The organism is Fusicatenibacter faecihominis (assembly GCF_020686945.1).
Classification (GTDB): Bacteria; Bacillota; Clostridia; order Lachnospirales; family Lachnospiraceae; genus Limivivens; species Limivivens faecihominis.
In genome coordinates this window covers 65,112-84,624 of record NZ_JAJEPR010000014.1, presented here as the reverse complement: position 1 = coordinate 84,624, position 19,513 = coordinate 65,112, and the positions used below count along the sequence as shown (strand labels likewise).

19 protein-coding genes are annotated in these 19,513 nt (G+C 51.5%); 16 read left to right on the top strand and 3 right to left on the bottom strand.

The window, feature by feature from the left end:
- The first annotated feature begins 243 nt into the window (after positions 1–243).
- From LKD71_RS09890 to glgB, 6 genes are all read left to right on the top strand, one after another.
- The gene (locus LKD71_RS09890; protein ID WP_117764104.1) at positions 244–567 is read left to right on the top strand and encodes a PadR family transcriptional regulator; all 324 of its coding nucleotides are present in this window, start codon (positions 244–246) and stop codon (positions 565–567) included.
- Positions 564–1,247, top strand: coding sequence for a DUF1700 domain-containing protein (locus tag LKD71_RS09885; protein WP_178047112.1), 684 nt, complete (start codon positions 564–566; stop codon positions 1,245–1,247). The genes LKD71_RS09890 and LKD71_RS09885 overlap by 4 nt, the downstream gene beginning before the upstream one ends.
- Positions 1,244–2,014 carry a DUF4097 family beta strand repeat-containing protein gene (locus tag LKD71_RS09880; protein ID WP_227615278.1) on the top strand — a complete coding sequence of 257 codons (771 nt, stop codon included), beginning with the start codon at positions 1,244–1,246 and terminating at the stop codon, positions 2,012–2,014. The genes LKD71_RS09885 and LKD71_RS09880 overlap by 4 nt, the downstream gene beginning before the upstream one ends.
- Positions 2,015–2,070: 56 nt before the next feature.
- Positions 2,071–2,277, top strand: a complete 207-nt coding sequence (locus LKD71_RS09875; protein WP_227615277.1) for a small, acid-soluble spore protein, alpha/beta type — start codon at positions 2,071–2,073, stop codon at positions 2,275–2,277.
- Between the two features lie 83 nt (positions 2,278–2,360).
- A complete protein-coding gene (gene holA / locus LKD71_RS09870) occupies positions 2,361–3,338 on the top strand; it encodes a DNA polymerase III subunit delta (RefSeq protein WP_227615276.1) in 978 nt (325 codons plus the stop codon).
- A 72-nt stretch (positions 3,339–3,410) separates the two neighbouring features.
- Positions 3,411–5,324, top strand: coding sequence for a 1,4-alpha-glucan branching protein GlgB (gene glgB / locus LKD71_RS09865; protein ID WP_227615275.1), 1,914 nt, complete (start codon positions 3,411–3,413; stop codon positions 5,322–5,324).
- A 77-nt stretch (positions 5,325–5,401) separates the two neighbouring features.
- Here the strand turns inward: glgB and LKD71_RS09860 are convergent, their stop codons facing one another.
- Complete coding sequence (locus tag LKD71_RS09860; protein ID WP_227615274.1) at positions 5,402–7,129, bottom strand: ammonium transporter; 1,728 nt, start codon at positions 7,127–7,129, stop codon at positions 5,402–5,404.
- Between the two features lie 296 nt (positions 7,130–7,425).
- On the opposite strand from LKD71_RS09860, the gene LKD71_RS09855 reads away from it, so the two are divergent.
- The 4 genes from LKD71_RS09855 (at position 7,426) to LKD71_RS09840 (ending at position 12,008) form a co-directional block, all read left to right on the top strand.
- The gene (locus LKD71_RS09855; protein WP_178045868.1) at positions 7,426–8,073 is read left to right on the top strand and encodes an HAD family hydrolase; all 648 of its coding nucleotides are present in this window, start codon (positions 7,426–7,428) and stop codon (positions 8,071–8,073) included.
- A 114-nt stretch (positions 8,074–8,187) separates the two neighbouring features.
- Positions 8,188–9,957, top strand: a complete 1,770-nt coding sequence (locus LKD71_RS09850) for a Na/Pi cotransporter family protein (protein WP_227615273.1) — start codon at positions 8,188–8,190, stop codon at positions 9,955–9,957.
- A 15-nt stretch (positions 9,958–9,972) separates the two neighbouring features.
- Positions 9,973–10,647 (top strand): response regulator transcription factor, encoded by a 675-nt coding sequence (locus tag LKD71_RS09845; protein WP_178045866.1) that lies wholly within the window; start codon positions 9,973–9,975, stop codon positions 10,645–10,647.
- Positions 10,644–12,008 (top strand): sensor histidine kinase, encoded by a 1,365-nt coding sequence (locus LKD71_RS09840; RefSeq protein ID WP_227615272.1) that lies wholly within the window; start codon positions 10,644–10,646, stop codon positions 12,006–12,008. The genes LKD71_RS09845 and LKD71_RS09840 overlap by 4 nt, the downstream gene beginning before the upstream one ends.
- A 47-nt stretch (positions 12,009–12,055) precedes the next feature.
- Here the strand turns inward: LKD71_RS09840 and LKD71_RS09835 are convergent, their stop codons facing one another.
- Positions 12,056–12,418 carry a hypothetical protein gene (locus LKD71_RS09835; RefSeq protein WP_178045864.1) on the bottom strand — a complete coding sequence of 121 codons (363 nt, stop codon included), beginning with the start codon at positions 12,416–12,418 and terminating at the stop codon, positions 12,056–12,058.
- Positions 12,419–12,612: 194 nt separating this feature from the next.
- On the opposite strand from LKD71_RS09835, the gene sigG reads away from it, so the two are divergent.
- Together sigG and LKD71_RS09825 are read left to right on the top strand one after the other, a co-directional pair.
- On the top strand, positions 12,613–13,389 hold the full coding sequence (gene sigG, locus LKD71_RS09830) for an RNA polymerase sporulation sigma factor SigG (RefSeq protein WP_178045863.1): 777 nt from the start codon (positions 12,613–12,615) through the stop codon (positions 13,387–13,389).
- A 226-nt stretch (positions 13,390–13,615) separates the two neighbouring features.
- On the top strand, positions 13,616–14,605 hold the full coding sequence (locus LKD71_RS09825) for a Gfo/Idh/MocA family protein (RefSeq protein ID WP_227615271.1): 990 nt from the start codon (positions 13,616–13,618) through the stop codon (positions 14,603–14,605).
- A gap of 1 nt (position 14,606) precedes the next feature.
- Here the strand turns inward: LKD71_RS09825 and LKD71_RS09820 are convergent, their stop codons facing one another.
- Positions 14,607–14,864 (bottom strand): YlmC/YmxH family sporulation protein, encoded by a 258-nt coding sequence (locus tag LKD71_RS09820; RefSeq protein WP_178045861.1) that lies wholly within the window; start codon positions 14,862–14,864, stop codon positions 14,607–14,609.
- A 157-nt stretch (positions 14,865–15,021) separates the two neighbouring features.
- On the opposite strand from LKD71_RS09820, the gene nrdR reads away from it, so the two are divergent.
- From nrdR to LKD71_RS09800, 4 genes are all read left to right on the top strand, one after another.
- Positions 15,022–15,471, top strand: a complete 450-nt coding sequence (nrdR, locus tag LKD71_RS09815; protein WP_178045860.1) for a transcriptional regulator NrdR — start codon at positions 15,022–15,024, stop codon at positions 15,469–15,471.
- 77 nt (positions 15,472–15,548) lie between these two features.
- The gene (gene guaB, locus LKD71_RS09810) at positions 15,549–17,003 is read left to right on the top strand and encodes an IMP dehydrogenase (RefSeq protein WP_178045859.1); all 1,455 of its coding nucleotides are present in this window, start codon (positions 15,549–15,551) and stop codon (positions 17,001–17,003) included.
- A gap of 177 nt (positions 17,004–17,180) precedes the next feature.
- Positions 17,181–17,999 (top strand): peptidoglycan recognition protein family protein, encoded by an 819-nt coding sequence (locus LKD71_RS09805; protein WP_178045858.1) that lies wholly within the window; start codon positions 17,181–17,183, stop codon positions 17,997–17,999.
- A gap of 13 nt (positions 18,000–18,012) precedes the next feature.
- The gene (locus LKD71_RS09800) at positions 18,013–19,506 is read left to right on the top strand and encodes a methyltransferase domain-containing protein (protein ID WP_227615270.1); all 1,494 of its coding nucleotides are present in this window, start codon (positions 18,013–18,015) and stop codon (positions 19,504–19,506) included.
- Positions 19,507–19,513 lie beyond the last annotated feature (7 nt).

Sequence of the window (19,513 nt, the reverse complement as noted above, 5' to 3'; positions counted from 1 at the left end):
CCAAATATGAGGTGCAGAACATCCAGTGGATGTTCGTTTTGCACCGACCGAAGCGGAGCGTAGACAGTAGCGATTTATGCAGTAAATCAGCGGATTTCGAATATTTGGAGGATTATAGAAATAACAAAAGATACACAGGGTTATATGCTCTGTGTATTTTTTTATTTCAAACATACTTGACAAACAATATTATATGATATATAGTATTGCCCATGAAATAGTAATCACACAGGAGTTGATCAAATGGTATTTAACACAGGTGCAGCACTTCTGGATGCCATTGTCCTGGCTGTGGTGTCGGAGGAGAAGGAAGGAACCTACGGGTACAAGATCACCCAGGAAGTCCGGGCCGTCCTGGACGTTTCCGAGTCTACCCTTTATCCGGTCCTGCGGCGGCTTTTAAAGGACGGCTGCCTGGAAGTCTATGACATGGAATACGGAGGAAGGAACCGCCGGTATTATAAGATCACGGAGAGCGGCCGCCGCCAGCTCAATCTTTATATTACCGAGTGGAAAGAATATTCCGAGAGAATTACCAGTATCTTTACAGGGAGGAAAAAACCATGACAAAACAGGAGTTTCTGGAGAAGCTCGCCGCTCTTTTGCAGGACATTCCGGCAGAGGAGAGGGAGGCGGCTCTGGAGTTTTACAGGGGATATTTTGACGATGCGGGCGAAGGCCGGGAAGCGGAGGTGATCCGGGAGCTGGAAAGCCCGGAGAAGGTCGCCGAGCAGATCAAAAACGGCCTGAAGACCGGTCTTGGAACGGACAGCTACGAGAATGCCGGCAGCCCTTACGATAAAAACACCTCCAGTCGCCCGGTTCCGGAAAATTACGGAAGCTATGAGAAGCAGCCGAAAAAATCCAGCGGCTGGTGGACCTTCGGAATCGTCTGCCTGGTGCTGTTTATCGGAATCCCGATTGGCATTCCGGTGCTGGTTACGGTGTTTGCCCTGGCCCTGTCGGCCCTGGTCTGTGTGGCACTTCTGGCTGTGGCTGTGGCTATGGTGATGGCGGCGGGCTTTTTTGCAGGAATTGTATTTCTGGTTGTGGGTGTTGCGAGGCTTGCGCTGGCACCCGGCGTGGCTCTGATGTTCTGCGGCAGCGGCTTTATCTGCCTGGCAGCAGGAATTTTGCTGTTGCTTCTCCTCATGTGGGTGATCGGAAGAGGCGTTCCGGCCTGCTGGCGGGGGATCAAATGGCTTTGTAGAAAGATTTTTCATAGAAGAGGAGGAGCAAGGGCATGAAAAGATTTACGAAGATTTCTCTTATTTTGTCAGGAGGCTTTCTGCTTCTTGGAATTGTGCTCTGCCTGACCGCTTACACCATGGGAGGAAGAGTCGGCGACCTTTCTGTGAGCTATGATTCGGAGAAACATTCGTTTGTCACCGGCGATCAGATAAAGGTGACCGAAGGAGAGGAACAGCATTTTCAGAACATAGAAAATCTGGATCTCAATATGGGCGTGGGCGAGCTCACGGTCTGCTATGGATCCGGTAAGGATTTCGTGCTCCGCTCCGTCGGAACCGGCAAATTCTTCTGCGAGCAGAATGGAACGACCCTGAAAGTCAATTCGAAAAAGGCTCAGTATTTCTTTGGCATCAATATTTCCAGCTTTGGCAGCAGCAAGGACGTGGCCATTGTGCTGGAGGTGCCGAAAGGAACGGACATCAGGAAGCTGAAAGCCCAGGTTGGCGTCGGAACGCTCACAGTGAACGATCTTCAGGTGGAAGAGCTGGACGGGGAATGCGGCGTCGGCGAGTTTGATTTCTCCGGGGAAATTAAAAAATTTGGAAATCTGAAATGCGGCATCGGTTCCATGTATCTGAATCTTGTCGGCTCCGAAAAAGATTACGATTACAGCCTGGAATGCGGAATGGGTAACATCAGTCTTGGGGATCGCGATTTTTCCGGCCTTGGCAGCGGCCAGGAGATCAGTAACGGTTCCGACAAAAAATTCACTCTGGAATGTGGAATGGGTGAGATTGAGGTGGATTTCGAAAAAGAAGCATAAGAGTAACGATAAAAGGCCATACTCCATAAAAAGAAAAAAGGAGTGTGGCTTTTATCATGTCAAAAAAGAAAAAGATCGATCTTCACAATCTGACCCCGGAGGAGGAGCTGAAATACGAGATCGCCGAGGAACTGGGGCTTCTGGACCGGGTGATGAAGGAAGGCTGGAAAAGTCTCTCCGCCAAGGAGACCGGCCGGGTGGGAGGCCTTATGACCCGCCGGAAAAAAGAAATGAAAAAACAGGCGGCAGAGAAAGCGGAATAAAAAGCCGGAAAATTTTCGGTTCCCCGGAAGAAGAGAATGCGCTATAATGGAGACAGTAATTTTACCGGATAACAGGAGGAACCATGAAGGATTTAATAGAGGACATTCGGAAAAAAGAGTTTCAGAAAGTATATCTTCTCTGCGGGGAGGAGCCCTATCTCCGCCAGCTCTATAAGAAAAAGCTGACGGAGGCCGTGCTTCCCGAGGGCGACACGATGAATCTTTCCGTCTATACGGGAAAAAATGTGGACCCGAAGGCAGTCATCGACCAGGCGGAGACCATGCCCTTCTTTGCAGATAAGCGGCTGATCCTTCTGGAAGATACCGGCTTTTTCAAAAACGCCAGCCCCGAGCTGGCGGACTACATAAAGTCCATGCCGGACACCACCTGTATGGTCTTCGTGGAAGAGGAAGTGGACAAGAGGGGCAAGCTCTATAAGGCTGTGAAAAGTGTGGGCCGCATTGTAGAATTTGGCCGCCAGGACGAGCGGAGCCTTATGCGCTGGATCCTCTCCAGCGTGAAAAAAGAAGGAAAACAGATCACGGAATCCGCGATGCGTCTCTTCCTTGAGAAGGCCGGGGACGATATGGGAAATATCCAGATGGAACTGGAGAAGCTTTTCTGCTACACGCTGGACAAAAACGAGATTCTTCCCGAGGATGTGGAGGAGATCTGCATCACCCGGACGGAGAACAAGATCTTCGATATGATCCGCGCCGTGGCTCAGAAGCAGCAGAAAAAAGCTATGGACCTTTACTACGATCTCCTGGCGTTAAAAGAGCCCCCCATGCGGATTCTCTTCCTGATCGCCCGGCAGTTCAATCAGCTTCTGCAGATGAAAGAGTTGAAAAACCAGGGCTACGACCAGAACAGCATCGCCTCCCACATGAAAATCCAGCCCTTCATCGTGAAAAATTCCTGGCGGCAGATGGAAAGTTTCACTTACGAAGAACTGGAACGGGCCGTCAGAGAGTGCGTCGAAGCCGAAGAAGCCGTCAAAACAGGCCGCATGAACGACCAGATGAGCGTGGAAATGCTGATTGTGATGTTTACGATGTAGACATCCGCCCCATCCAATGCTATTATGGTAAACAGAAATTGACAGAATTGTTTGGGAAGGATGTACGAGAGAATGAAGCAGTATCAGGATGTGACCATGACAGGGCAGGTGGACCAGTATCTTTTTGGAATCGGGCAGCATTTTGAGGTTTATGAACGGTTTGGAGCACATCTGACGGAGAAAGACGGGATGGAAGGCGTGTGTTTTTCTGTCTGGGCGCCGGCGGCGAAGTCTGTCAGCGTGGTGGGGACTTTTAATGGCTGGCGGGAGGCTGCCGGGTGCATGGAGCGGCTGGGAGCTTCCGGAATCTATGAGCTTTTTGTGCCGGGAGCCATCGAGGGGGATCTCTACAAATACTGTATCCACACACGGACCGGTGAGGTCCTCTATAAGGCAGATCCCTATGCCTTCGAGAGCGAGGTAAGACCGGGAAACGCTTCCCGAGTGGCCGGCATTGAGGATTACCGCTGGCGGGATCAGGAATGGATGACCAGGCGGGAGAAAAAAGACTATCGGACTGAGCCTATCAATATCCTGGAAGTCCATCCGGGCTCCTTTCAAAAACGGCCCATAACTGAGGCGGATCCCGACGGCTTCCTTAATTATAAGCAGCTAGCCCATGCGCTGGGAGACTATGCGGAGGAGATGGGCTACACTCATGTGGAACTTTTGGGGATTCTGGAGTATCCATTCGACGGGTCCTGGGGCTATCAGGTAACCGGGTATTTTGCACCTACATCCAGATATGGAAATCCGAAAGATTTTATGTATCTGGTGGATTACCTGCACCGGAAAGGGATCGGCGTGTATCTCGACTGGGTACCGGCTCATTTCCCGAAGGATGCCCACGGGCTGGCCTGCTTTGACGGGACGCCCCTCTATGAGTACGAAGATCCCCGGAAGGGCGAGCACCGGGAGTGGGGCACGAAGGTCTTTGACTATGGAAAAAAAGAAGTGCGGAACTTTCTCTGCGCCAGCGCAGTTTTCTGGCTGAAGGAATACCATCTGGACGGTCTTCGGGTGGATGCGGTTTCCTCCATGCTCTATCTGGATTACGGCAGAGGACCGGGGGAGTGGATTCCCAACATTTACGGCGGCAATCAGAACCTGGAAGCAGTGGAATTTCTCCAGCTTTTAAACCGGACGACCCGGAAGTTTGCTCCCGGAAGCGTGATGATCGCGGAGGAATCCACTTCCTGGCCGGGTGTCACCGGGGAGCCGGAGGGTCAGGGTCTGGGCTTTCATATGAAATGGAACATGGGCTGGATGAACGACACCCTGGCCTATATGGAAAAAGACCCGATTTACCGAAGCTATCATCACGACCATCTGACTTTTGGCATGGTTTACGCTTATACGGAGCATTTTATCCAGGCACTCTCCCACGACGAGGTGGTCCACGGAAAACATTCTCTTCTGGGAAAAATGCCCGCCGGGGAAGGTCTGGACCCCTTCGGGGATCTTCGGGCCTACTATGGCTTCTACATCGGTCATCCCGGGAAAAAACTTCTTTTCATGGGTCAGGAATTTGCCCAGGAGCGGGAGTGGAGCGAAAACCGGGAACTGGACTGGTTCCTTTTATCCGAGCCGAAGCATCTGGGAATGCAGCGCTACATGCACTCCCTCTACGAAATCTATCGGGAATATCCGGCTCTCTACGAGCTGGACTATGAGCCCGGCGGCTTCCAGTGGATGGATCCCGACGACGCGGAGGAGAGTATCGTGAGCTTCGCCCGTTTCGGGAGAAATGGGAAAAATCTTCTCTTTGTCATCAATTTCACTCCGGTGGAGCGGAAAGAGTACCGCCTGGGAACGCCGGGCGGCGGCAGCTACGAGCTTCTCCTTGACAGCAGCTGGAAAAAATTCGGCGGAACTAGAGAAGAGCTCCATAAAATCTACGAGGCAGAAAACATCCCCTCCGGTCAGAGAGAGACTTCTTTCTCTTACGATCTTTCGGGCTATGGGGCAGCGATCTTTTCCTTTTAAAAGGAATAAGAAAACGCCCTCGTTTCAGCTGTAGGGAGCAGCGGAACGGGGGCGTTTCTTCTTATACAATATGGTTGTTACTGTGTATCCTGAAGGGCGTCAAAGCCTTCTTCACCGGTACGGATCTTGACTACATTTTCAATATCGTAGACGAAGAGCTTGCCATCGCCGATCTGGCCGGTGTGGAGAACTGCTTTGGCGGTATCGATGACGGCCTGTACCGGAACGGCGCTGACTACGATCTCGATCTTTACCTTGGGCAGGAGACTCATATCCATCTCGACACCGCGGTAGTAAGCGGAAGCACCTTTTTGTACACCGCAGCCAAGAACGTTGGTAACGGTGACGCCGGTGACTCCGATGGTGTTCATGGCGTGCATAAATTCTTCCAGCTTGTTCTGGCGGGTGACGATGACCACCTTGGTGAGCTTATGCGTACCCTGGGAGCCCTCGGAAGGAGAAATTTCTGCGGGAGCCTGAGCAGCGGAGGTGGTACCGGTGGAAACTTTGGCGCTGCCTGTCATGGGAGCGGGAACCGGGCCGATGTTGTCGTGAACGGAGAAGCCTGCGTAGCTGCTTGCGATGCCGTGCTCGACGATATCCAGACCTGCGATCTCTTCCTCAGCGGGAACACGAAGGCCGATGGTGTGTTTCAGAACCTGGAAAACGATCGTCATGGTAACGGCAACCCAGGCAACGACACAGATAATGCCGAGGATCTGGATGCCAAGGAGATGGAAACCGCCGCCGGTGAAAAGTCCCTTCCATTCGGTACCGGTTCCATCAGAGAAAAGACCGACGGCCAGAGTGCCGAAAAGACCGTTGAGCCCATGGACACCGACTGCACCGACCGGATCGTCTACTTTCAGGACTTTATCAACAAATTCAATACCGAAAACAACGACGAAACCGGCCAGGATACCGATGATGGCAGCAGAAGTCGGAGAAACGGTATCGCAGCCTGCAGTGATGGCTACCAGACCGGCTAGGGTTCCGTTTAAAGACATGGAAACGTCCGGTTTTTTGTAGCGGACCCAGGTGAGGATCATAACGGTGCAGGTGGCAACAGCGGCTGCCAGGTTGGTGGTGACGAAAATTTTGCCTGCGGTGACAATGGCCTCACCCTCCATGCTGACGGTGGAGCAGCCGTTGAAGCCGAACCAGCAGAACCAGAGGATGAAGACGCCGAGAGCGCCGATGGTCAGGTTGTGGCCGGGGATGGCTTTGGGTTTGCCGTCCTTGTCGTATTTTCCGATACGGGGGCCGAGGATCAGAGCGCCGATGAAAGCGGCCACGCCGCCTACCATATGAACGGCTGCGGAACCGGCGAAATCATGGAAGCCAAGCTCTGAGAGCCAGCCGCCGCCCCAGATCCAGTGACCGGAAACAGGGTAGATCACCAGGCTGATGATCAGGCTGTAAATACAGTAGGAAAGGAATTTGGTACGCTCTGCCATGGCGCCGGAAACGATGGTTGCGGCTGTGGCACAGAAGACGGTCTGGAAAATGAGGAAGGCCCAGAAAGGAACGCCGTCAGGAGTCATGGCCGTTCCGTAATTGGCTTCGGAAGCGATGCCTCCGATCCGGCCGAAGAAGCCGTTGCCGGCTCCGAACATGATGCCGAAGCCCACGAGCCAGAAAACGGGGGTTCCGATACAGAAGTCCATGAGGTTTTTCATGATGATGTTGCCGGCATTTTTGGCCCGGGTGAAACCGGCCTCTACCATGGCGAAACCGGCCTGCATGAAGAAAACCAGAGCGGCGCCGACAAGTACCCAGATTGTGTTTACTGCTGAGAATTCCATAATTTTCTCCTCCTTTGATCCGGACCGCTCGCTCCCCGGAGTAAACAAAAAGCGCCTTCTTTCCATCAGGAAAAAACGCGCCTTTACGTTTCGGGTAAAACGGTCACTATATAAACAAAAGGCATTCCAGATCTTCTCCAGAACGCCTTTGCTCTATGGCTTTGTATTATACACGAATCCGGTGTATTGTCAAGAAGAAAAATAAATTTTTTTTGACACCGCACAAAGCCTCTTCCTGTGTTAGAATAGAACAGACCGGATAAAGACAAAAGAATCCGGACGGAAAGGAACAGAAGATGACAGAAAAACAGTGGAAAGGAGCGATTTTTGATCTGGACGGCACACTTCTGGATTCCATGGGAGTCTGGGACCAGGTCGATATCGATTTCCTGAAAAAAAGAAATCTTCCCATGCCGGATGATTATAAGCAGAAGATTGCGGCCATGGGCTTCCCGGAGGCAGCGCGCTACACGATCGAACGCTTTGGCTTTTCTGAGACACCGGAGATGCTGCTACAGGAATGGCGGGAGATGGCGAGGGAGGCCTACGCCCTTCATGTAGACTTAAAGCCCGGAGCAAAAGACTATCTGGAAAAATTAAAAAGCCAGGGCATTCCCATCGCAGCAGCGACTTCCGGAGACCGGGAGCTTTTCATTCCCTGCCTGAAGCACAACGACATTTATGAATATTTTGATGCCATTGTGACGGTTTCGGAGGTAAAAAGAGGAAAAGGCTTTCCGGACATCTACGAGCGGGCGGCAGAACTCATCGGCGTGGCACCGGCAGAGTGCATGGTCTTTGAGGATCTTACGGCGGGAGTCAAAGGCGCTCTGGACGGCGGTTTTCAGGCGATGGGCATTCTGGATGACAGCTCAAAGAAGGAGTGGGAGAGCATCCGGAAAATGGCAACCTGCACGATCCGGGACTTCCAGGAGCTTCTGTAAGACTGGATTTTACATGGATTTTACATAATACAGGTTCTTATTTAACATAAATTCCTTATAATAGCTCGAACACATATGAGAAGATCAGTAAATCGAGGGAGGAATTTATCGTTTATGGACTTTTTTAGTTTGATTACATTACTTGGTGGCCTGGCCCTGTTCCTGTACGGAATGAATGTGATGAGCGACGGCCTCGCCAAAATATCCGGCGGAAAAATGGAGCAGATTCTGGAGAATCTCACTTCCAATCCAATCAAAGCAGTACTTCTGGGAGCTGGCGTGACGGCTGTGATCCAGTCCTCATCGGCTACGACCGTTATGGTGGTCGGTTTTGTAAACTCCGGAATTATGAAGCTTTCTCAGGCAGTGGGCGTGATCATGGGCGCCAACATTGGTACCACAGTGACTTCCTGGATCTTAAGCCTTTCCGGTATTGAGAGCAGCAACTTTGTGGTGCAGCTCTGTAAACCCACCACATTTGGGCCTGTTCTGGCTCTGGTCGGTGTGATTCTTGTCATGTTCTGCAAAAATGAGAAAAAGAAAGATATCGGAACCATCCTTCTTGGTTTTTCCATCCTGATGACCGGAATGGAGACCATGAGCGGGGCTGTGAAACCGCTGGCAGATGTGCCGGAATTTACCAGCCTTCTGACCCGTTTCGCCAACCCGCTCTTCGGTATGCTGGCAGGAACCCTTCTGACAGCAGTCATCCAGAGTTCTTCCGCTTCCGTTGGTATTCTGCAGGCCCTCTGCGTGACCGGAGCAGTGAGCTATAACGTGGCACTGCCGATCATCATGGGCCAGAACATCGGTACCTGTGTGACCGCCCTTCTCTCCGCAGTGGGAGCCAGCAAAAATGCAAAACGGGCGGCTATGGTACACCTTTACTTCAACATCATCGGTACGGCCATCTTTATGAGCCTGTTCTATTTCCTGCACCTTTTTGTGGATTTTTCTTTCATGTCCCAGGCAGCGGGCCCCGCAGGCATCGCCGTAATTCACAGTATGTTTAATATTTTTGCCACTCTGGTTCTTCTGCCTTTTTCCAAGGGACTGGAAAAACTGGCCTGCCTCACGATCCGGGACAAGAAAAATACCCAGGCGCCGGCAGTGGAGAATCAGGAATTTCTCACGCTGGATCAGCGTTTCCTGGAGAAACCGGCTTTCGCTATGGAGCAGAGCCGTCATGCAGCCTCCAGAATGGCTGAGAGCGCACAAGACGCTTTTTCCGACGCTCTGTCTCTTCTGACGGTTTACGATGAGGCGAAGGCTTCCTTTGTGGAGACCACGGAGGAAAAAGTGGACCGCTACGAGGATGAACTGGGCACTTATCTGGTAAAATTAAACCAGAAGGATCTGAGCAGCCGGGACAGTCACGATCTCTCCATCATGCTTCATTGCATCGGAGATTTCGAGCGGATTTCCGACCATGCGGTCAATATTCTGGGAGCAGCCCGGGAGCTGGATCAGAAAAAACTGGCCTTCTCCGACGAGGCGCTGGCAGAGTTGAGTGTTCTCTGTCGGGCAGTCAAAGATATCGTAAAAACAGCGGTTACTGTTTTTGAGGAAAAAGATATGGTCCTGGCGGGAAAAGTGGAACCTCTGGAGGAGGTCATCGACGAGCTCAATCAGGAGCTGAAAAAGCGCCATGTACAGCGTTTGCGAGATGAAAAATGCACCATCGAGATGGGCTTTATCCTCTCGGATATCATCACGGATCTGGAGCGGGTGGCGGACCATTGTTCCAATATCGCGGTCTGTATCCTTCAGGTCCAGGAAGATTCCTTTGATACCCACAGCTACCTGGAGCAGGTAAAATCCCAGAGCAATGAAGAATTTCACCGGATTGTGGCTAAGGAGAGGGAGCAGTATGTACTCCCGTAATTGAGGAGGAAAACTATGATTTTTTGTGTGGAAGATGACCGGAATATCCGGGAACTTCTTGTCTATACCTTAAGCACCACCGGCTATCAGGCCCAGGGCTTTGATTCCGGAAAAGAGCTTTTTCAGGAGCTCAAAAACAACCGGCCGGAGCTGATTCTTCTGGATATCATGCTTCCCGGGGAGGACGGCTATGCGATTCTGGACAAGCTCAAAGCCAACAGCTCCACGAAAGAGATTCCGGTCATCATGGTGACGGCCAAGGGTGCGGAGTTTGATAAGGTAAAGGGGCTGGATGCCGGGGCGGACGACTACATCACGAAGCCCTTCGGCATGATGGAATTTCTTGCAAGAGTCAAGGCAGTCTTACGGCGAAGCGGCCAGAAGCAGGGAGAAAAAGAGCTTCACTGCGGTTCCCTCACGATCCTGGTGGAGCGTCATGAAGTCCAGGAAAACGGCCGTCTCGTGGAGCTGACCTTAAAGGAATTTGAGGTTCTGAAATATCTGGTGGAAAATAAGGGCATCGTCCTCACGAGAGATCAGCTTCTGGGCCATGTCTGGGGCTATGATTTCGACGGGGAGACCCGTACCGTGGACGTCCATATCCGTTCCTTAAGACAAAAGCTTGGCGATGCCGGGGCTCTCATTGAGACCGTCCGGGGCGTGGGCTATCGGATCGGAGAGCTGAAATGAGAAAGAAAATGCTGAAAAACGCCAGCTTTCTGGTGATCGTTGCGGTATTTCTTTCTTTTGTGACAGCAAGTCTTGTCATGTATGAAAAGGTCCGGGATGCGGTGAAAGGCAGCATCCGGGACGAAGCGGAGTATGTCCGTACGCTGATGGAGGCGGCGCGGGAGACGGGAGCCAGCGGGGATGTTTATCTGGTGTCCACCGTGGGCCAGACGACGGCCAACCGGATTACGCTCGTGGATTCCGCAGGAAAGGTCCTCTATGATTCGGAGGAGGACCCCGAGACCATGGAAAATCATGCGAGCCGGCCTGAGTTTATTGAAGCCAGAGAAAACGGCTCCTGCGAGATGGTCCGCTATTCGGAAACCCTTTCCCGGCAGACCTTTTACTATGCGGTACGTCTGGATAACGGCGAGATTTTACGAGTGGCCAGAACCACAGACAGCGTTTTCAAGACGCTTTTTTCCGGCACACTGATCCTGGGGGGAGTGCTTCTTCTGGTGCTTCTTTTTACAATCTATATTATTACGGTTCATACCAATAAGATCATGGAGCCTATCAATGAGCTGGATCTGGAGCATCCACTGAACAACGTGATTTATGAGGAGATGCGTCCGCTGCTTGGACGGCTGGACGAGCAGAACCGGCAGATTGCCCGGCAGATGGAGGAGCTTAAGGAAGCGGGAGAGGTGAGAAGAGAGTTCTCTGCCAACGTTTCCCACGAGCTCAAGACGCCTCTCATGTCCATTTCCGGCTATGCGGAGATCATGGAAAACGGTCTGGTGCGGCCGGAGGATATTCCGGAATTTGCAGGCCGGATTCATCACGAGGCCACCCGCCTGAAAACATTGGTGGAGGATATCATCGAGCTTTCCAAGCTGGATGAGAACAGCGGGAAGCTGCCTTTTGAGACTGTGGATATCGGCGAGATGAGCCGGGAAGTGCTGAAAAATCTGGAGCATCAGGCGGAGAAGAAGAAGATCAATCTTATTTTTACCGGGGAGGACACGCGGAACATCCGGGGTGTTTACCGGCTGCTCTATGAGATTTTTTATAATCTTGCGGATAACGCTGTGAAATACACCGGCGAGTGCGGACGGGTTCATGTGGACCTTCGGGAGACGCCGGAGGGCATCGTCTGGAGCGTGGAGGATAACGGCATCGGTATTGCCAAAGAAGACCAGGAGCGGATTTTCGAGCGCTTCTACCGTGTCGATAAGAGCCATTCCCGGGAGACCGGCGGCACTGGCCTCGGGCTTTCCATCGTGAAGCACGCGGCCCTCGTTCATCAGGCGAAGATCCGGGTGGAGAGTGAAGTGGGAAAAGGAACGAAGATTACGGTTGTTTTTCAAAAAGAAAATTAAAAAGTGAGCCTCTGGCAGATGAATGAATCCTGCCAAAGGCTCATTTTTTAGTCGCGGTTTTTCGGGAAGCGGATGGTACGGGGGATATGGATGCCATCCGTATCGTCGTCGGCGAAATAGACGTTCAGCATATCTTCATCGTCGAAATCTTCGTCTTCCTCCTCGAAGTCCTCGCTGTCTTCCTCAAAAAGAAAATCAACGTCTGCGGGCTCGTAGGCGGTGACATCGAGGCGGCCGTTTTCGTAGAGGTCGCGGACGAGCTTTTCTGCCAGTCTTTCATCTGCCTGGATGGCGAAATCACGGTCGGAACCGATAAATTCCAGAACATGCTCTTCCTCATAGTAGGTGGTTCCGGTCACCTCTGCCACGGAGAGATAACCGTCGGAAAAATCCTTGTATAAGACACGCATAATGAAAATCCTCCTTTAGATCAAATATTCGGATTAGTGGTTTGATTTTATTATACCTGTTTTGGCAGAAATGTCACGCTCTTTTTGTCAAGGCCGAAAACTTTCTAAAATTTTGGCGAAAAACGCATAGTTGAAAACAGGACGGTGAATCATCTTACTGTACAGACGAACAGCTTGTATAGGAGGATGAAACCATGGCTCTGAATAAAGTAGAGATCTGCGGCGTCAACACAGCCAGACTGCCGCTTCTGAAAAATGAGGAGAAGGAAGCGCTTTTTGAGAGGATAAAGGAAGGGGACAGCGAGGCCCGGGAGCTCTATATCAAAGGAAATCTCCGGCTGGTCTTAAGTGTGATTCGCCGTTTCGGCAGCAGCAGCGAGAACGCCGACGACCTCTTCCAGATCGGCTGCATCGGCCTTATGAAGGCCATTGACAACTTTGATTCCACGCTGAACGTGAAGTTTTCCACCTACGCGGTGCCGATGATCATCGGAGAGATCCGCCGGTATCTTCGGGACAACAATTCCATACGGGTGAGCCGGTCACTTCGGGATACGGCCTACAAGGCCATCTACGCCCGGGAAGGCTATGTGAAAAAGAATCTCAAGGAGCCCACGATCACGGAGATCGCGGAGGAGATCGGTATTCCGAAAGAGGAAATTGTCTACGCCATGGACGCAATTCAGACGCCCATGAGCCTTTACGACCCGGTATACACGGAGGGCGGCGATACGCTCTATGTCATGGACCAGATCAGTGACAAAAAGAACCGGGAGGAAAACTGGATCGAAGTGCTCTCTTTAAACGAGGCGGTGAAAAAGCTGACGGACCGGGAGCGGCATATCATCCGGCTTCGTTTTTACGAGGGAAAGACCCAGATGGAGGTGGCGCGTCTCATCCGGATCTCCCAGGCCCAGGTGAGCCGCCTCGAAAAAAGCGCTCTGAAAACGCTGAGAAATTACCTGCGATAAAGTCTTCTGAAAGTTCACAAAACCTTCCGGACTTCTTCATAGTTTAGACATATTTTGCCATTATTATAGGAGATGCAACAAAGATATTCTTTTTCATACTTTCTCCTAAATCATAAAAAGAAGCCGCCTGAGATAGAGCAACCGCGAACTCATATCTTAGGCGGCTTCCTTTGTGTGAAGAAGTGTGTTATAGTTAAGAAAACGCGCAAATCAGGAGGAACGGAAGATGAAAGTAGGAATTGCAGGAACGGGCAAGATTGTCAGGGAATTTCTGAATATGCAGAAAGATCAGGAGCGGATCGAGGTGACGGCTCTGGTTTGCCGGCCGCAGAGTGAAAAGACAGGCCGGGAGCTGGCAGAGCAGTACGGGATTCCGGCTCTCTATACGGATTATGAGACCTTTTTGAAAGAGGCGGAGATGGACGCGGTGTACTTAGGGATCGTCAATCAGATGCACGCCTTCTACGCGGAGAAGGCTCTTCTCGCGGGCCGGAACGTTATCAATGAGAAACCCTTTACATCCACAGTGAAAGAGGCGGAGAAACTGGTGAGATTGGCCAGGGAGAAGCATCTTTTCCTTCTCGAAGCTATCACGCTTCTTCATTTTCCAAATTACCACTGGATTCAGGAGCATTTAAAAGATCTCGGGAAAATCACGATGGTCCAGGCCAATTTTTCCCAGTATTCCAGCCGTTATGATAAGTATCTTGCGGGAGAGGTCCTTCCGGCCTTTGATCCGGCGGCTTCCGGCGGTTCTCTCATGGATATCAATATCTACAACCTTCATTTTACAGCAGGTCTTTTCGGCATGCCGGAAAGCGTTCACTATTATCCGAGGATCGGTTTTAACGGCATCGATACTTCCGGAACGGCAGTCCTGGAATATCCGGATTTTCACGCGGTTCTCTCGGGAGCCAAGGATTCCGACAGCCCGGGTTATGCTATTGTCCAGGGCGAAAAAGGCTACATCAAGGTTAACGGCATCCCGAGCCAGGTGGCGGAGCTGACGGTCCGCATAAACGGAGAGACCAGAACCTTTACCGAGAACCGGAGTGCTCACCGGATGGTAGATGAGATGCTGGAATTTGACCGGATTCTCACAGAAAAAGACTGGGAAAAAGCAGACCGGCTCCTGGAGCACAGCCTGACCGTCATGAAGATTCTGGAGACGGCAAGAAAGAGCGGAGGCATTCATTTTCCAGCGGATGAAGCGTAAGTTATTCACATTTTTTCCGACATTCCTTTTCGTCGATATCCACGAGGATGATATCCCGGCCAATTTGACAGACCTGTTCCCAGGGGATGATGTATTCCGAGTCCCGGCCGAGAACGGAACAGAACTTTCCGGGCCCGGGGATGATAAGAGCCAGGATGCAGCCGTTTTTTTCATCGATGAGAAGATCCATGACGCAGCCTAAGGAGGCGCAGGTACGGATGTTGATGACTTCTTTTTGGCGGATTTCCAGCAGACGCAAGGGACACCTCCGGAAGTGTTCCTTCTATATTATGCGAAAAAAGTCGTAAGTATTCATTGACATGGTTTGACGGAGTGACTATACTCAAAATAGAATTGCCTAAGCTGTTTCGCAGCGGAGCAATTCGCAGGCATCAGGGAAAATAAGGAGGAAGCCTATGAAATGCCCCTACTGTAATCAGGACAACACGCGGGTTGTGGATTCGAGACCGGCGGATGATAATTCATCGATCCGTAGAAGACGGCTCTGCGACGCCTGTGGCAAACGTTTTACCACCTATGAGAAGGTGGAAACCATCCCGCTGATCGTGATTAAAAAGGATCAGACCAGGGAACAGTATGACCGGAGAAAAGTGGAGGCGGGCGTGCTTCGTGCCTGCTACAAAAGACCCATCCCTGTGTCAAAAATGAATGAACTGGTGGATGCTGTGGAGACCGAACTTTTCAGCCGGGAAGAAAAGGAGATCGACAGCAAGGTGATCGGTGAAATCGTCATGGAACGGCTGAAAAATCTCGATGCCGTGGCCTATGTGCGGTTTGCATCGGTGTACCGGGAGTTTAAGGATGTCAATACCTTCATGGATGAACTGAAAAAAATACTGAGCTGATCCCCCGGAGCTGTTGACATTCCATGATACGCTGTGCTAAAATTAACGTTAAAATCTGAAAGTGAGGAAGGATAAGAATGGGTAAGATTATTGGCGAAGGCATTACTTTCGACGATGTGCTGCTTGTGCCGGCATACTCTGAAGTAATTCCGAATCAGGTAGACCTGACCACATATCTGACGAAGACCATTAAGCTGAACATTCCGATGATGAGTGCCGGTATGGATACCGTTACAGAGCATCGGATGGCGATCGCTATGGCGCGTCAGGGAGGAATTGGTATCATCCACAAGAACATGACCATTGAAGCGCAGGCGGACGAGGTGGACAAGGTAAAACGTTCAGAGAACGGCGTTATCACCGATCCGTTTTATCTGTCACCGGAGCACACGCTGGCAGATGCCAACGACCTGATGGCCAAGTTCCGGATTTCCGGCGTACCCATCACTGAGAATGGAAAACTGGTAGGTATTATCACCAACCGTGATCTGAAATTTGAGACAGACTTTTCCAAGAAGATCAAAGAATCTATGACTTCCGAGAATCTGATCACAGCGAAAGTCGGCATCACCCTTGACGAGGCCAAGAAAATCCTGGCCAAAGCCCGCAAGGAGAAGCTTCCCATCGTTGATGATGATTTTAACCTCCGCGGTCTCATCACCATCAAAGATATCGAGAAACAGATCAAATACCCGCTGTCCGCAAAGGACACTCAGGGCCGTCTGCTCTGCGGAGCCGCTGTAGGTATCACAGCGAACGTTCTGGACCGTGTGGACGCTCTTGTGAAGGCTCATGTGGACGTCGTTGTACTTGACTCCGCTCACGGCCATTCCGTAAACGTATTAAACTGCGTGAAGATGATCAAAGAGAAATACCCGGATCTTCCGGTCATCGCAGGAAACGTGGCTACCGGAGAGGCAACGAGAGACCTCATCGAGGCTGGCGCTGACGCTGTCAAAGTCGGTATCGGACCTGGTTCCATCTGCACCACCCGTGTGGTAGCCGGTATCGGTGTTCCCCAGGTGACAGCTGTTATGAACTGCTACGAGGTTGCCAAGGAGTACGGTATTCCGATCATCGCTGACGGCGGAATCAAATACTCCGGAGACATGACCAAGGCTATCGCAGCAGGCGCCAATGTCTGCATGATGGGTTCCATCTTCGCTGGCTGCGACGAGAGCCCGGGAACCTTCGAGCTTTATCAGGGAAGAAAATACAAAGTTTACCGTGGTATGGGTTCCATTTCCGCTATGGAGAACGGAAGCAAAGACCGTTATTTCCAGACCAACGCGAAGAAGCTGGTTCCGGAAGGCGTGGAAGGCCGTGTTGCTTACAAGGGCAGCGTAGAAGATACGGTATTCCAGCTCATGGGGGGCTTAAGAGCCGGTATGGGTTACTGCGGAACCCCGACGATCGAGGAACTGAAAGAGAGAGGACGTTTTGTTAAGATTTCTGCCGCATCCCTCAAAGAGTCCCATCCCCATGATATCCATATCACCAAGGAAGCTCCGAACTACAGCGTAGACGAGTAAACAGAAGATGCAGTTTCAGAAGCCGTGCAGAGCAGATCCGTTCAGGTCTGCCCTTCGCGGTTTCTTTTTTTGTCTTCAGAAAAAATTCAGAGTTTTCTGCTGTTTTTTTGCGGCAAAGCCCTGTATACTGAAAGAGGCGGAAAAAAACGCCGCAAAGATAAGGGGAGATTGTCACAAATGGATATACAGAAGAATGAAAAAAGACACAGAAGCCGGGGGCATGATGAGCCTCCGAGAAAGAAGCCGGTCCGGAAGGAACGGCCGAAGGCAAAACCGAAGATAGAAACGACAGCTGCACAGCCGGTTTTGAGTGAACGTGACCGGAAAAGGCATCGCCAGGTCTGGATCCAGCGGATCGTCATTGCGCTGGTTCTCTGTACGATTCTTGTGGGCGGAGTCATCTGTCTGAAGATTTTTCTGACACCGAAGACCGTCAATGTCTCCGTGCCCTATACGGAGAGTGCGGAGATGGAGGCAGCGCAGGCGAAAGTACCTATGCCGGATATCGATCTTCAGCTTCTGACGGTAAATGAATATTCAAGGCCCGGCCTTTCCACCGGCACGATCAACGGCGTGGTGGTCCATTATACCGCCAACCCCGGCAGCACGGCTCAGCAGAACAGGGATTATTTTGAAAATCTGAAGGACACTCACACGACCAAGGTGAGCAGCAACTTTGTTATCGGCCTGGAGGGAGAGATCATCCAGTGCATCCCCACGAGCGAGATCGCCTACGCCTCCAACAGCCGGAACACAGACACGGTCTCCATCGAGTGCTGTCATCCGGATGAGACCGGAAAGTTTACGGACGCCACCTATGATTCGCTGGTGCAGCTGACGGCTTTTCTGTGCTCGAAATTTAACCTGACGGAAAACGATGTGATCCGTCATTACGATATTACAGGAAAAGACTGCCCGAAATATTTTGTGGAAAACGAGGCAGCCTGGGAAACGTTCCGCTCCGATGTTGGGGCGGTTCTGGCAGAATATGCCTAAGGAGGAGAAATTTTTGAAACAGGAATTAAAAAACGCTTATGAAAAAGTCAGCACGGGAACAGAGCTCCGGGCAGGACTCATCGAGATGAAAAATCTTCTGAAGGAGGAAAAGAACCGGCGGGAGCTTGCCTATCAGCTGGGCGGCGACTTCAAAATCCTGACTCGCTGCCTTTCTGATGAAGATCCCAAGGTCCGGAAAAACGCGGCCCTGGTTCTGGGGGCCATGGAGAGCGACGATCTGGTGCCGGTGCTCTTAAACGCCTACAAAAAAGAGGACACCCTCTTTGTGAAAAGCGCCTACTTGAAAGCCCTGTTTGACCTGGACTATGAAGAAGAGCTTCCTTATTTAAAAGAGCGCCTGCAGGAGCTGGATGAGACCCCCGTGACGGAGGAGAACCAGAAACACCTCCGGGAGGAGGCCGGTATCCTCCAGCAGCTGATTTCCCAAAAGGAGAAGCACAAAAAACACACCTTCGACGGTTTTGACCGCCAGGTGGAGGTGATCCTCCTCACAAACCGGGAACAGCGGGAGGCCACGAGAAACCAGCTGAAAGAGGAGAAAGTCACGATGCTGGCAGGCGGCATGCGCTTTTTTACCTATGATCTGGAGTCAGTTCTCCCGATCCGTACCTGGAGAGAGCTTCTTTTTCCGGTGAAGGGTCTGAAAAGCGTCAGCGGAACGCCGGAGGCGGCGGCCTCCCAGCTTGCAGCTCCGGTGCTGGAGCAGTTAAAGAGTCTTCACAGCGGCGGCGGCGCCTTTTATTTCCGGACAGAGCTTAAGAGCCCTCTGGCTCCGGAGAAAAAGACTGCCTGGGTGAAAATGTTCTCCGCAGCTCTTGAGAAGGCTTCCGGAAGAGAGCTTGTCAATTCCACTTCGGATTATGAGGTGGAGCTTCGCCTGATTGAAGGAAAGAATGGCAGCTTTGTGCCGCTGATGAAGCTTTTTACCCTGAAAGATACCCGTTTTTCTTATCGGAAGGAGAGCTATGCGGCAGCTATGGCACCGGTTCGGGCCGCCCTTCTCATGGAGCTTTCCAAACCTTGGCTTGTGGATGGGGCTCAGGTTCTCGATCCCTTCTGTGGCGTGGGAACTCTTCTGGTGGAGCGTGTGAAGGCCGGAAATGCTGATCCCCTCTATGGTCTGGATATCAGCGAGGAGGCCGTCCTGAAGGCCAGAGTCAACGCTGAGGCCGCTGGAATCACGATCCATTACATCAACAGGGACGTCCGGGATTTCCGTCACGAGTATCTCTTTGACGAGATCGTTTCTGACCTTCCGCTCACGGGCCGAAGCAGAAATCTTCTGGAGCTCACGGAGCTTTACAGCGCTTTCTTTAAACGAGTGCCGGAGCTTCTGAAAAAAGGCGGCCGCCTTTTCCTCTATACCTCCGAGGAAAATGCTTTCCGCAGTGCTTTGAAGGAGAATCGTGAACTGAAACTGCTCAAGAACTTCCTGATCCAGGAGAAGACCGGAAGCCGCCTCTATATCCTGGAATACGAAGGATGACATAATC

What these genes read in the sequence shown, in the direction of transcription:
- LKD71_RS09890 (WP_117764104.1), top strand. Translation starts at nt 244, where the DNA reads ATGGTATTTAACACAGGTGCAGCACTTCTGGATGCCATTGTCCTGGCT.
- LKD71_RS09860 (WP_227615274.1), bottom strand. Translation starts at nt 7,129, where the DNA reads ATGGAATTCTCAGCAGTAAACACAATCTGGGTACTTGTCGGCGCCGCT.
- glgB (WP_227615275.1), top strand. Translation starts at nt 3,411, where the DNA reads ATGAAGCAGTATCAGGATGTGACCATGACAGGGCAGGTGGACCAGTAT.
- guaB (WP_178045859.1), top strand. Translation starts at nt 15,549, where the DNA reads ATGGGTAAGATTATTGGCGAAGGCATTACTTTCGACGATGTGCTGCTT.
- LKD71_RS09855 (WP_178045868.1), top strand. Translation starts at nt 7,426, where the DNA reads ATGACAGAAAAACAGTGGAAAGGAGCGATTTTTGATCTGGACGGCACA.
- nrdR (WP_178045860.1), top strand. Translation starts at nt 15,022, where the DNA reads ATGAAATGCCCCTACTGTAATCAGGACAACACGCGGGTTGTGGATTCG.
- LKD71_RS09875 (WP_227615277.1), top strand. Translation starts at nt 2,071, where the DNA reads ATGTCAAAAAAGAAAAAGATCGATCTTCACAATCTGACCCCGGAGGAG.
- holA (WP_227615276.1), top strand. Translation starts at nt 2,361, where the DNA reads ATGAAGGATTTAATAGAGGACATTCGGAAAAAAGAGTTTCAGAAAGTA.
- LKD71_RS09825 (WP_227615271.1), top strand. Translation starts at nt 13,616, where the DNA reads ATGAAAGTAGGAATTGCAGGAACGGGCAAGATTGTCAGGGAATTTCTG.
- sigG (WP_178045863.1), top strand. Translation starts at nt 12,613, where the DNA reads ATGGCTCTGAATAAAGTAGAGATCTGCGGCGTCAACACAGCCAGACTG.
- LKD71_RS09835 (WP_178045864.1), bottom strand. Translation starts at nt 12,418, where the DNA reads ATGCGTGTCTTATACAAGGATTTTTCCGACGGTTATCTCTCCGTGGCA.
- LKD71_RS09885 (WP_178047112.1), top strand. Translation starts at nt 564, where the DNA reads ATGACAAAACAGGAGTTTCTGGAGAAGCTCGCCGCTCTTTTGCAGGAC.
- LKD71_RS09840 (WP_227615272.1), top strand. Translation starts at nt 10,644, where the DNA reads ATGAGAAAGAAAATGCTGAAAAACGCCAGCTTTCTGGTGATCGTTGCG.
- LKD71_RS09850 (WP_227615273.1), top strand. Translation starts at nt 8,188, where the DNA reads ATGGACTTTTTTAGTTTGATTACATTACTTGGTGGCCTGGCCCTGTTC.
- LKD71_RS09880 (WP_227615278.1), top strand. Translation starts at nt 1,244, where the DNA reads ATGAAAAGATTTACGAAGATTTCTCTTATTTTGTCAGGAGGCTTTCTG.
- LKD71_RS09805 (WP_178045858.1), top strand. Translation starts at nt 17,181, where the DNA reads ATGGATATACAGAAGAATGAAAAAAGACACAGAAGCCGGGGGCATGAT.
- LKD71_RS09845 (WP_178045866.1), top strand. Translation starts at nt 9,973, where the DNA reads ATGATTTTTTGTGTGGAAGATGACCGGAATATCCGGGAACTTCTTGTC.